At 60.4% G+C, this 12,319-nt stretch carries 10 protein-coding genes and 2 tRNA genes; 4 read left to right on the plus strand and 8 right to left on the minus strand.

The genetic code is table 11. The annotated features are described in order from the left end of the window. Positions 1-103: 103 nt before the first annotated feature. The 4 genes from C6Y56_RS06000 to rimO form a co-directional block, all read right to left on the minus strand. Complete coding sequence (locus C6Y56_RS06000) at positions 104-571, minus strand: DUF1456 family protein (protein ID WP_169429118.1); 468 nt, start codon at positions 569-571, stop codon at positions 104-106. Positions 572-643: 72 nt separating this feature from the next. Beyond that, positions 644-1,354: an rRNA pseudouridine synthase gene (locus tag C6Y56_RS06005; protein WP_169429119.1), complete on the minus strand. Its 711-nt coding sequence runs from the start codon at positions 1,352-1,354 to the stop codon at positions 644-646. Between the two features lie 83 nt (positions 1,355-1,437). Next, positions 1,438-1,911: a GNAT family N-acetyltransferase gene (locus C6Y56_RS06010; RefSeq protein WP_169429120.1), complete on the minus strand. Its 474-nt coding sequence runs from the start codon at positions 1,909-1,911 to the stop codon at positions 1,438-1,440. Between the two features lie 111 nt (positions 1,912-2,022). Beyond that, positions 2,023-3,360 carry a 30S ribosomal protein S12 methylthiotransferase RimO gene (rimO, locus tag C6Y56_RS06015; RefSeq protein WP_007954955.1) on the minus strand — a complete coding sequence of 446 codons (1,338 nt, stop codon included), beginning with the start codon at positions 3,358-3,360 and terminating at the stop codon, positions 2,023-2,025. A gap of 349 nt (positions 3,361-3,709) precedes the next feature. Between rimO and C6Y56_RS06020 the strand changes: the two genes are divergently transcribed. The 3 genes from C6Y56_RS06020 (at position 3,710) to C6Y56_RS06030 (ending at position 6,314) form a co-directional block, all read left to right on the plus strand. Further along, positions 3,710-5,551, plus strand: coding sequence for a potassium transporter Kup (locus C6Y56_RS06020; protein ID WP_432760324.1), 1,842 nt, complete (start codon positions 3,710-3,712; stop codon positions 5,549-5,551). 173 nt (positions 5,552-5,724) lie between these two features. Further along, positions 5,725-6,015 carry a Phd-YefM gene (locus tag C6Y56_RS06025; RefSeq protein WP_007954962.1) on the plus strand — a complete coding sequence of 97 codons (291 nt, stop codon included), beginning with the start codon at positions 5,725-5,727 and terminating at the stop codon, positions 6,013-6,015. 11 nt (positions 6,016-6,026) lie between these two features. Continuing rightward, on the plus strand, positions 6,027-6,314 hold the full coding sequence (locus C6Y56_RS06030) for a type II toxin-antitoxin system RelE family toxin (RefSeq protein WP_169429122.1): 288 nt from the start codon (positions 6,027-6,029) through the stop codon (positions 6,312-6,314). A gap of 58 nt (positions 6,315-6,372) precedes the next feature. Here the strand turns inward: C6Y56_RS06030 and C6Y56_RS06035 are convergent, their stop codons facing one another. From C6Y56_RS06035 to C6Y56_RS06050, 4 genes are all read right to left on the minus strand, one after another. Then, positions 6,373-7,665: a virulence factor family protein gene (locus C6Y56_RS06035; RefSeq protein ID WP_169429123.1), complete on the minus strand. Its 1,293-nt coding sequence runs from the start codon at positions 7,663-7,665 to the stop codon at positions 6,373-6,375. Further along, entirely contained in the window at positions 7,665-10,304 is a 2,640-nt protein-coding gene (gene mprF, locus C6Y56_RS06040) for a bifunctional lysylphosphatidylglycerol flippase/synthetase MprF (RefSeq protein ID WP_169429124.1), read from the minus strand. Before mprF ends, C6Y56_RS06035 begins: the two co-directional genes overlap by 1 nt. A 278-nt stretch (positions 10,305-10,582) precedes the next feature. After that, positions 10,583-10,659, minus strand: a tRNA-Met gene (locus C6Y56_RS06045). Positions 10,660-10,869: 210 nt separating this feature from the next. After that, positions 10,870-10,946: transfer RNA gene (locus tag C6Y56_RS06050), tRNA-Met, on the minus strand. Between the two features lie 280 nt (positions 10,947-11,226). On the opposite strand from C6Y56_RS06050, the gene dinB reads away from it, so the two are divergent. Then, positions 11,227-12,288, plus strand: a complete 1,062-nt coding sequence (gene dinB / locus C6Y56_RS06055) for a DNA polymerase IV (RefSeq protein ID WP_114881690.1) — start codon at positions 11,227-11,229, stop codon at positions 12,286-12,288. Positions 12,289-12,319 lie beyond the last annotated feature (31 nt).

A 12,319-nucleotide genomic window follows, 5' to 3' on the forward strand; every position in this document is an offset into this window, starting at 1 on the left:
AGTACACCCTAGTCGCCGGCCGCGAAAAGCGGAGCCACTATTTTTTGAGGGAATGGAGAGGCATGCATGAAAACGGCGACCGAAGTCGCCGTTTTTTCAAGGATCAGCCGCGAATGCGCAGGGTCAGGCCCTTGAGGAAATTGCGCAGCAACTGGTCGCCGCACGGACGGTAGTTGGTGTGGCCGACCTTGCGGAACAACGCGCTCAGCTCAGGCTTGGACACCGGGAACTCGGCAGCCTTGAGGATCGCGTGCATGTCGTCTTCCTTCAGTTCGAAGGCCACGCGCAGTTTTTTCAGAATGATGTTGTTGGTCACCGGCACTTCGATCGGCTGCGGTGGACGGCTCTCGTCCTTGCCGCGCTTGAAGATCACCAGACCGTCGAGGAAGTGCGCGAGGACTTCGTCCGGGCAGCGCACGAAACCTTCTTCGTCTTCTTCCTTCTTGTCGAGCCAGGTCACCACGTCGGCAAGAGTTACGTCCATGCCACCCAGTTTGATGATTTCGACGACTTTCTTGTCGCTGATGTCGAGCATGTAGCGCACGCTGCGCAATACGTCGTTATGAACCATGTTTGCAATCCTGATCGTTCGCTGTGGGCACCGCGCAGGCGCGATGCCGGAATGTATGGCGGCAACGGGGCCTTAGAACTTCTCTTTACCGGACAGGTATCGCCATTGGCCGGCTGGCACCTTGCCGATCGATACGCCGCCGATGCGGATACGGCGGATGCCGACGACCTTCAGCCCGACCGATTCGCAGAACTGGGCGATGATCCCCGGCTGCGGGTTCTTCATGGCGAAGCGCAGGCGGTTTTCGTTCTGCCAGCTGGCCTTGACCGGTGGCAGCTCCTTGCCCTTGTGGGTAAGGCCATGCTGCAGGCGATTGAGGCCGTGGGCGACCATGTCGCCTTCGACTTCGACCACGTATTCCTGCTCGATCTTCGCCGCGTCGGCGGTGAGCTTGCGCAGCACCTTCCAGTCCTGGGTGAACACCAGCAGGCCGCTGGCCTTGGGTTGCAGGTCGGCGCTGGCGGTCAGGCGCAGGAAGTGCCCGCGCAGCGGTCGCTTGCCGTAGCGGTGTTCTTCGCTGAGGGTGTCGGCGCTCAGCGACTGCATCGCCGTATCGACATCCATGCCGGCCGGCACGTTGAGCAGAATGGTCACCGGCTCCGGCGCAGTGGCCTTGGCGTCCTTGTCGAGTTCGACCTTTTGGTCGCCGACCTTGAACTGCGGCTCGTCGATGACTTCGCCGTCCACGGTGACCCAGCCGCCCTCGATGAACAGTTCGGCCTCCCGGCGGGAGCAACCGACCAGTTCGATGAGGCGTTTGGAGAGGCGAATCGGGTCAGTCATGACAGGGGCCGTAACAAAAAAGGGGTGGGCATTGTACCTGCCTGGCGCCGGTTAATCGCGATTGCATTTGTACCGTGTGGCTTTTAGCCGCGTACGGCGCGCTGTTCCGGTTGTTTCAGACGCATGTGCAGCAACGGATACGGCTGGCCCATGCCATCGACTTCCGACCGTCCGATCACCTCGAAGCCCTGCTTGAAGTAAAAACCCAGGGCCTGCGGGTTCTGCTCGTTGACGTCCAGTTCATCGGCGTTGAGGTGTTCCATGGCGTATCTCAGCAGCTTTTTGCCCAGGCCCTGGCCGCGATGCTCGGGGTCGATGAACAGCATTTCGATCTTGCCCGCCGCCACGCCGGCAAACCCGGTGATGCGCTGGTGGTTGTCCTTGGTACAGATCAGCATCACTGCGTCGAGGTAGCGGGTCAGCACCAGATTGCGCAACAGCTCGATATAGCTGTCCGGCAGAAAATCATGGGTCGCGCGAACCGAGGCCTCCCAGACCCGGGTCAGTTCCTGATAATCGCTGAGTTTCGGTGTGTGAATGACCGAATGGTGACGCATGCCCGTTAGCCTCTTTGTCATTAATGAGGGAGTCCTTCCCCTCACAAACGATAGCCGTAAAAAAGCCCCGCATCTCGTAAAAGAGAGCGGGGCTTTTCGTATTTTCCGCGTTTAGATCTGTTCGGCCCAGAGGTCGTATTCGTCGGCGTCGGTCACTTTGCACCAGACCTTGTCGCCCGGCTTGAGGTTGCTGCCGTTGTCGATGAACACGTTGCCGTCGATTTCCGGAGCATCGAAGAAGCAGCGACCGACCGCGCCTTGCTCGTCGACTTCGTCCACCAGCACTTCGATCTCGCGGCCGATGCGCATCTGCAGACGGGCCGAGCTGATGGCCTGCTGGTGCGCCATGAAGCGTTCCCAGCGATCCTGCTTGACGTCGTCCGGGACGATGTCGAGGTTCAGGTCATTGGCCGGTGCGCCTTCGACCGGCGAGTACTGGAAGCAGCCGACGCGGTCGAGCTGGGCTTCGGTCAGCCAGTCCAGCAGGTATTGGAAGTCTTCTTCGGTTTCGCCGGGGAAGCCGACGATGAAGGTCGAACGGATGATCAGGTCCGGGCAGATCTCGCGCCAGTTCTTGATCCGCGCCAGGGTCTTGTCTTCGAACGCCGGGCGTTTCATCGACTTGAGGACTTTCGGGCTGGCATGCTGGAACGGGATGTCCAGGTACGGCAGGATCTTGCCGGCGGCCATCAGCGGGATCAGCTCGTCGACGTGCGGGTACGGGTAAACGTAGTGCAGACGGACCCAGACGCCGAGGGTGCTCAGTGCTTCGCACAGTTCAGTCATGCGGGTTTTCACCGGCGCGCCGTTCCAGAAACCGGTGCGGTACTTGACGTCAACGCCGTAGGCGCTGGTGTCCTGGGAAATCACCAGCAGTTCCTTCACGCCGGATTTGACCAGACGTTGAGCTTCGTCGAGCACGTCGCCGACCGGACGGCTGACCAGTTTGCCGCGCATCGACGGGATGATGCAGAAGCTGCAGCTGTGGTTGCAGCCTTCGGAGATCTTCAGGTACGCGTAGTGACGCGGGGTCAGCTTGATGCCTTGCGGCGGCACCAGGTCGATCAGCGGGTTGTGATCCTGTTTCGGCGGTACGACTTCGTGGACGGCGTTGACCACTTGCTCGTACTGCTGCGGACCGGTGACGGCCAGCACGCTCGGGTGCACGTCACGGATGTTGCCTTCTTCCACGCCCATGCAGCCGGTCACGATGACCTTGCCGTTTTCCTTGATCGCTTCGCCGATGACTTCCAGGGATTCGGCCTTGGCCGAGTCAATGAACCCACAGGTGTTGACCACGACCACGTCGGCGTCCTGATAGGTGGACACCACGTCATAGCCTTCCATGCGCAGCTGGGTCAGGATGCGCTCGGAGTCGACCAGTGCTTTCGGGCAACCCAGAGATACGAAGCCAACCTTTGGATTGGCCGGCGCAGGAGTGGTGGACATGTCTAACCTCGGTGTTTTGTGACGTCGCTTGCCTGGTTCGGAAACCGACGGACGGGCGCTTGAAACGCGCCTCTGATCAAAAAGTGCGCAATTCTAGCGATGAGCAACGCACTTGACCAGCTTTATGCAGGGAAATACGACGAGTGCTGCGCTATGCTTCGCGCCGTGAAGCTTTACCGATTTTTTACAGTCAACAAAACGTCTGTAACAACAGGTAAAACAGCGCATGCTGCACCACAAAGCATAGTGCTTCATTCAAAGAAGCCGGTTCGAGAATCAGGAGTGTTGGATGGGTCAGGCAAGTAGTCAGGCGGCGGGCGCCGAGCATTCGGCTGCAAAACCGCTGAGCATGCTGGTCGCGGCAGTCGGGGTAGTTTACGGCGACATCGGCACGAGCCCGTTGTACACCCTCAAAGAAGTGTTTTCCGGCGGTTACGGCGTACCGGTCAATCACGACGGAGTGCTGGGTATTCTGTCGTTGATCTTCTGGTCGCTGATCTGGGTCGTATCGATCAAGTACATGATGTTCGTCCTGCGCGCCGACAACCAGGGCGAAGGCGGGATCATGGCACTGACCGCGCTGGCACGGCGGGCGGCGGGCAAGCGCAGGACGTTGCGTTCGCTGCTGGTGGTTTGCGGCCTGATCGGCGCGGCGCTGTTCTACGGTGACAGCATGATTACCCCGGCAATTTCCGTGCTCTCGGCCATTGAAGGTCTGGGACTGGCGTTCGATGGCATCGACCACTGGGTCGTGCCGCTGTCACTGGTGGTGCTGGTGGGCCTGTTCCTGATCCAGCGTCACGGTACGGCGCGGATCGGCATTCTCTTCGGGCCGATCATGGTCACCTGGTTCCTGGTGCTCGGAGCCCTTGGCGTCTATGGCATCAGCCATTCCCCGGAAGTGCTGAAGGCACTGAACCCGATCTGGGCCGTGCGTTTCTTCATGGTGCATGCCGGCATGGGCGTGGCGATCCTCGGCGCCGTGGTGCTGGCGCTGACCGGTGCCGAAGCGCTGTATGCCGACATGGGCCACTTCGGTCGCAAACCGATTGCCCGGGCGTGGTTCCTGTTGGTGCTGCCGGCGCTGGTGCTCAATTACTTCGGTCAGGGCGCCTTGCTGCTGGATAACCCGGAAGCGGCGCGCAACCCGTTCTACCTGCTGGCCCCGAGCTGGGCGTTGATTCCACTGGTGGGTCTGTCGACCCTGGCCACGGTGATCGCCTCGCAAGCGGTGATCTCTGGCGCGTTCTCGCTGACCCGTCAGGCGATCCAGCTCGGTTACATCCCGCGCATGTACATCCAGCATACCTCCAGCGATGAGCAGGGCCAGATCTACATCGGCGCGGTGAACTGGTCGCTGATGGTGGGCGTGGTGTTGCTGGTGATCGGTTTCGAGTCCTCGGGCGCACTGGCCTCGGCCTATGGCGTAGCTGTGACCGGGACCATGCTGATGACCACGATTCTGGTGTCGGCCGTCATGTTGCTGCTGTGGAAGTGGCCACCGGTGCTGGCGGTGCCGGTGCTGATCGGCTTCCTGCTGGTGGACGGTCTGTACTTCGCCGCCAACGTGCCGAAAATCGTCCAGGGCGGTGCGTTCCCGGTGATCGCCGGTATCGCCTTGTTCATCCTCATGACCACCTGGAAGCGCGGCAAGCAATTGCTGGTCGAGCGCCTGGACGAAGGCGCACTGCCGCTGCCGATCTTCATCAGCAGTATCCGCGTCCAGCCGCCGCATCGTGTGCAGGGTACAGCTGTGTTCCTGACTGCTCGCTCCGACGCTGTCCCGCATGCGCTGTTGCACAACCTGCTGCATAACCAGGTATTACACGAGCAGGTTGTGCTGTTGACCGTGGTCTACGAAGACATTCCGCGCGTTCCACCATCCCGACGCTTCGAAGTCGAAGCCCACGGTGAAGGCTTCTTCCGGGTGATCCTGCACTTCGGTTTCACCGACGAGCCGGACGTGCCGCAGGCGCTGAAACTCTGCCATCTGGACGACCTGGACTTCAGCCCGATGCGCACCACCTACTTCCTCAGCCGCGAAACGGTCATCGCCTCGAAACTCGAAGGCATGGCCCGTTGGCGTGAAGCGCTGTTTGCGTTCATGTTGAAGAATGCCAACGGCAATCTGCGGTTCTTCAATCTGCCGCTGAACCGGGTGATTGAGTTGGGGACGCAGGTGGAGATGTAAACCGGCGTCATCAAAAAGCCCCCGTCAGCCTTGCGGCTGGCGGGGGCTTTTTTGTGCGTGTTCGGTTTACGAGGGCTTGGTCGGATAGTGGAAACAGCAAGTTGCACTATGTTTAATTCAGCACAATACTCTGTGCATTAACGTACGCATCAGCATGTGAGTGAGAGGTGATTATGACGGCATTATTAGAGCGTGCTGACCAGGCAATTTCCGTGACTGCCATGGTCAGGAGCTTCAGCGCGAAGCTCAAGGAGATTTCCAGTCGTGCCACTGAGCGTCTGGTCATCTTCAAGGACAATCAACCGGCAGCGGTCATCATCAACGTGCAGGCCTATCAGGAAATGCTGGATGAACTTGAGAACCTTCGCATCGAAGCGGCTGCCCGTGAACGTCTGAGCAATTTTGATCAGACCAAGGCTGTCAGCCATGAGGATATGCGGGCAAGGTACGCTCGGAAGGATTAAGGGAGCGCTGGATGGTTTGGGGAGTGATTTATCATCCGGAAGTCCAAGGGGATCTTGATCAATTGGGATCAGTAGCTGCCAACCGGATATTGGATGTGATCGAAGAACGGATCATCCATGGCGAGCCAGACAAAAGTGGTAAGCCTCTGCGAGCCAGTCTTGCGGGTTGCAGACGAATTCGAACGGGCGACACGCGAATCGTTTATCGAGTCGATGGTCGGGAAATCCAGGTGTTGATCGTTGCGGTGGGGGTTCGACGTGACAAAGAGGTGTATGGCGCTGCTGAAAGGCGCCTTTAAACAATAAGCCCCCGTCAGTTTTGCGACTGGCGGGGGCTTTTCGTTGGTGCGCTTCAGATCACTCTGCCGGCTGATCCTTGGTCTGACGCTTCTCGATCAGATCCACCAGACGCTTGGCCAGCGCCGGGTAGTTTTCGTCGAAGTGGTGGCCGCCGGGCAGTTTCACCGCTTCGCCCACTGCCGTCTTGTCAGTGCAGCCGCTCTCATCGGTTTCTTCGGCGCCGTAGATGCACACAACCTTGGCCGGTGGCAGCTTGGCCATTTCCGGGCCGGTGGCGGCTTCTTTGCCGGCGTTGCCGAGCCAGCCTTCGACTTCGATTTCGAAGCTGCCGGTGCGGGCGAAGGCCAGCAGGATGATTGCGTCGACGCGTTGCTGCTCGGTTTCCGGCAGGCGGTTGTAGATGGCCGGCAGGACGTCGGCACCGAACGAGTAGCCGGTCAGTATGAAGCGCTTGGTACCCCACTTCTGGCGGTAGTGCTGCATCAGTTCGGTCAGGTCCAGCGCGCTCTGTTCCGGGCTCTTGTGCTGCCAGTAGTAGCGCAGGGTGTCGATGCCGACCACCGGGTAGCCGATCTTGGCCATCTCACCGGCCACATCGCGGTCGAGATCTCGCCAGCCGCCGTCACCGGACAGGAACAGCGTCACGGTGTCCTTGGCCTGGCCGGCCGGGACTTCCACGACCGGGATCTGCAGGCCGCCGGCCGCCTTGTCACCACCGACAAGAATCTTGCGCAGTTCGTTGTTCAGCACTTGCGGCAGGTTGATGTCGTAGTCGCTGATGCTGGTTTCGGCGTTCGGTTGGTCGCGCACGAAACCGGCGCTGGTGTCGTCCGGGTTGTCGTTCCAGGCCACCAGCCAGTGGCCGTGGGCGGCGGATTTTGGCAGCAGGTGGGTGCAGCCACCTTTTTCCAGCGCCAGGTCGACCGACACGGCCTGGGCCTTGTCGTCCTTCTGTTCAGACAGCCAGCGCCAGGCCAGCACTGCACCAGGGCCGATGCCGCTGACCAGGGTCGCCGGGCCGTTCAGTTCGCGCAGACCGCTTTGCAGTGCGCGGCTCTGCAGCAGGCAATCCTTGGGCAGAATCACCTGAACGATCTGCGCCGAGGCGCTGCGGCTCAGGGTGGTCAGTTGATTGTCGGTGAGTTTCTTGTCGTCCTCGACCGCCACAAGCACCTGGGCCTTGGGCTTGGTGCCGGGGATGAGCCGGGTCATGACGGTGCCGTCAGCCGGCGTGAGCTTTTCAAGGGTCGGTTCCGGTGCCGGGCGTTTGAGGTACCAGTAACCGCCACCGGCAATCACGGCCAGCACGATCAGTGCGGCCAGGATGTACTTCAGGGAGCGTTGAATCATCAGCGTTTCACCAATCCAGTCAAGCCGCCCGCGATCAGGGCAGCAGTATCGGCCAGTGCCACCAGCGGATCGAGTCCGGCGGGCACCGCCATATAACGGGGTTCCCAGTCAGGCTGGAACTTGTCTTTGAAGCGGCGCAAGCCTTGGAAGTTGTACAGCTGCTCACCACGGCGGAAAACCATCGAGCCCAGACGCTGGGTCAGCGGTGCACCACGACGGGGTTGCAACCCCGACAGCGGCACCATGCCCAGGCTGAAACGCGCGTATCCGTGACTCTTATAATGTTGAATCAGGCCGACCATCAGAAACTCCATGGTCAGCTTGGGGGCGTCCGGGTGCGAGCGCATCAGGTCGAGACTGGCCAGGTCATGGCTATAAGTCTCGAGCAGGTTGGCGAACGCCACCGGACGGCCTTCGAAGCGAATCACCGCGATGCGGAAATGCTTCAGGTAATCGTCGCTGAAACGGCCGAGGGAGAAGCCTTTCTCGCGTACGTTCTTGCCGGTCAGCCAGGCATCGGAAATCACCTTGAGCTCATCCATGGGTGCCTGGCCCGGCTCGTGGATTTCCAGCGACAGGCCGTCGCGGGTGCCGCGGTTCCAGGTGTAGCGCAGGTCCTTCATCTCCTTGCCCTTGGCATCCAGGTCAAAGCGATGCAGGTCGACCCGGGCTTCCTCGCCCAGTTTGATCGCGGTCAGACCAATGTCCATGTAGTACGGCAGGTTCTCGGCACGCACTTGATAGAACACGGGACGGGCGTGGTGGATGTCGCACAGGTCGCGGAACTGCCAGATCATTTCCGCGCGTTGCTGACCAGGGCCGATCGGGTCGTACAGCGCCACCAGGCTGCGGCCGCGACGGGCGTACATCAGAAAGGCTTCGTCGTTGGGGTGGAACAGCAGCGCCTTGTCACCGGTCAGGGCCAGGCCGCCGTCCGGTTGCGAGGAGGCCATCAGGATCTTCGTGGCGCGCTCCAGTTCGTCCGCTGTCGGCAGATGAATCACCGGGCGGGCGGTACGCAGCAACCAGGTCAGGGCGATCACCAGCAACAGCACCGCCGCACCCAGCAGCGAGCGCAGACCGCGCGGGGCGTCGGCGTCGAGGGTGAACTGCCACCACAACTGATGGCTGTACGGCACGTCCTGGTAAGCGAACAGCAGCAGCCAGGTCGAGGCGCCGAGGACACACAGACTGGCCACCAGATACAGCGGCGAGAACGGTACTTCGGTCAGGCGGCTCGGGCGATAGAACGAGCGGCGGAACACCCCCAGCAGTGCGGCGGTGAGGGTCATCAGCGTGGCTTCTTCCCAGTCGAAACCCTTGAGCAGCGAGAGCAGGGCGCCCACCAGCAGCAGAATGGTGGTCAGCATCCACGCAGCCGACAGTCGGCGACGCAGGCCCTGTGCGAGCATCAGGCACAGCACGCCGATCAGGCTGGCGCCGAAGTGCGAGGCGTCGACGAGGCGATGGGGAATCAGGTAGGCGATGTGTTCCAGGCGCGTGTCGATTTCAGGTGTCGCGCCGGAAAACAGCAGCACCACGCCGGACAGGAACACCAGCACCGCGAGGATCGGTGCCGCCAGACCGGAAGCGGCGCGCATGGTCTGGGTTTGAAACAGGCGCTGACCTTCATTGATCAGCAGCAGCACGCAAGCCACCAGCAATGGCAGCACTACATAGATCATGCGATAGAGCAGCAGGGCGGCGGCCAGTGGCGCCGCGCCGAGCTTGTCGGCGAACGCGGCCAGAAGAATCGCCTCGAAAACCCCGACCCCGCCCGGCACGTGGCTGAGCACGCCGGCAGCAAGGGCCAGCAGATACACCAACAGGAACGCGCCGAATGGCGGTGCTTCCGGCAGCAGCATGTACAACACGGTAGCGGCAGCGGCCACGTCGAGGGCGGTGATGACCAGTTGCAGGAACGTCAGGCGTCGGCCCGGCAAGCGCAGGGTGCGGCGGCCGACCTTGACCAGCAGGTTGTCGCGATAAGGCTGCTCCGGCAGGCGCCGACGATAGATACCGACGGCCAGGATAGCGCCGAGCAGCAGCACGGCAGAGGCAATCGTGGCCAGCAGGCCCTCGGACAGGCCCAGGGCTTGGGAGGCTGCCGGCAGGTCACTCAGGGTAGCCAGCGCCGCCAGTGGCGGCAGCGCACAACCCAGCGACAGGCTGGCGAACAAGGTCATGTGCGCAACTTCCGAAGCGCCCAGGCCAAGCCGAGCATATAAACGGTAGCGCACCGAGCCGCCGGACAGCATCGACAGACCGATGGCATTGCCGATCGCGAATGCGGTGAAGCCGCCGAGCGCCAGCGTGCGCGGCGGGATGGTCACGCCGGCGTAGCGACTGGCCGACCATTCGTAGCCCAGCAGAATGATGAAACCCACGACCGTTGCACCGAAAGCACCCAGCAGGGCCGGCTTGGGCACATCGAGTATCGAGTCGTGCAAGGCATAGAGATCGAGTTCGCTGAGCAGATGGCGGCAGGCGATCAGTGCGATGGCGAACAGCAGCAACGTGACCGCCAGACCGATCGGTTGCCGGTATTTGCTGATTCGATCCAGCAGGCGCATGCGCTCGGGCTTGATCGATGGATTCTCGGTGAGGGTGTCTTGTGGATCAGACGAGTTGGCGCGCATCAATCACCTCTTGGATTGTGCGCGACAGGATGGGGGTATCCAGCCAAGTTACCAATCCCTGTAGAAAAAAATAATCACAAAATACTACGCCTCTCGTCGGGTATCGGCGAGGGCAGGTCTCGGATTGGAGACCTCTTGCCTGCGACTCAAGCATAGTCGCAACTCGCGGGTCTGACGATCCTGAACGGTTCACTGCACGATGACAGATCATTGTTGCGAAAGGACTTTTTCCACAGGTACAAAAAAGGCCACTCTTTCGAGCAGCCTTTTTTGATGTTTGGTTGCGGGAGCCGGATTTGAACCGACGACCTTCGGGTTATGAGCCCGACGAGCTACCAGACTGCTCCATCCCGCGTCTGTGTGGCGGCATTCTACAGGCGAACGGCGGGGTGTCAACCGATAATCCCGGGAAGGGTCAAATAAGTGTGAAATCGCGTCAATCCGCCGCAGAAGAGGGGGTAAGTTTCGGAATTGCAACGAATTCCTGTTTGGCCCGGATGATTGCCAAATGAAAAACAGACGCGCACAAAAAAGGCCACTCTTTCGAGTAGCCTTTTTTGATGTTTGGTTGCGGGAGCCGGATTTGAACCGACGACCTTCGGGTTATGAGCCCGACGAGCTACCAGACTGCTCCATCCCGCGTCTGTGTGGCGGCATTCTACAGAGAATTGCCGGGGTGTCAACCTTGTATCCGGGTGAAATCTGTTCTGGTTCAATTGCTTAGCTCTTTTTGGAGGGTGCTCGCGGGGCCGCAGGTCAGGCAGGACGTGGGTCTCAGCTCTATCGGGTGGTGAATTTCGATTGAGAAAATAAATTCAAAGGAAGTTTCCTACTGATGGAAAAGAACCTTCATACCACTGGTGCTATATACAGGTGTCAGTGAGATACTGCCCGTCCGGCTTGCCATGTTTCCTTTTCTGCCATGACTCAGCGAAAAATCATCCACATCGACTGTGACTGTTTCTACGCCGCCATCGAGATGCGGGATGACCCGCGTCTGGCCGGCAAACCGCTGGCGGTGGGTGGTTCGGCAGACCGGCGCGGGGTGATTGCTACCTGCAACTATGAGGCGCGGGCTTACGGGGTGCGTTCGGCGATGTCTTCCGGGCATGCGTTGAAGTTGTGTCCGGACCTGACCATCGTCAAGCCGCGGATGGACGCCTACCGCGAGGCATCGAAGGAAATTCACACGATCTTTCGCGACTACACCGACCTGATCGAACCGCTATCACTGGACGAGGCCTACCTCGATGTCTCCGACAGTGCGCATTTTGGTGGCAGTGCCACTCGGATCGCCCAGGACATCAGGCGCCGCGTCTCCAATCAATTGCACATCACCGTCTCCGCCGGCGTCGCGCCAAACAAGTTTCTGGCCAAGATCGCCAGCGACTGGAAAAAGCCCAACGGCCTGTTTGTCATCACCCCGGATCAGGTCGAAGACTTCGTCAGCGGCCTGCCGGTGAGCAAGTTGCATGGCGTTGGCAAGGTCACTGCGGACAAATTGGGCAAGCTTGGAATCAACGACTGCTCGCAACTGCGCGAGTGGGACAAGTTGGCGTTGGTGCGCGAATTCGGCAGTTTTGGCGAGCGACTCTGGAGTCTGGCCCGTGGGATAGATGAGCGGCAGGTGCATAACGACAGTCGTCGTCAGTCGATCAGTGTCGAAAACACTTACGACGTCGATCTGCCCGACCTGCGCAGTTGCCTGGACAAGCTTCCTGAATTGCTCGAGACCCTGAAAACCCGCATGGCTCGGATCGACAGCAGCTATCGACCGGGCAAGCCGTTCGTCAAAGTGAAATTCCATGATTTCACCCAGACCACGCTGGAGCAGGCCGGGGCAGGGCGGGATCTGGGCAGTTATCAATTGATGCTGACGCAGGCTTTCAATCGCGGTGGCAAACCGGTGCGACTGCTCGGGGTCGGGGTGCGGCTTGAGGATTTGCGCGGCGGGTTCGAGCAGATGGAGTTGTTCGAGCGGTAGCGCGCATAAAAAAGCCCGAAACAGGTTCGGG

It is taken from the genome of Pseudomonas fluorescens (assembly GCF_012974785.1).
Taxonomy (GTDB): domain Bacteria; phylum Pseudomonadota; class Gammaproteobacteria; order Pseudomonadales; family Pseudomonadaceae; genus Aquipseudomonas; species Aquipseudomonas fluorescens_BT.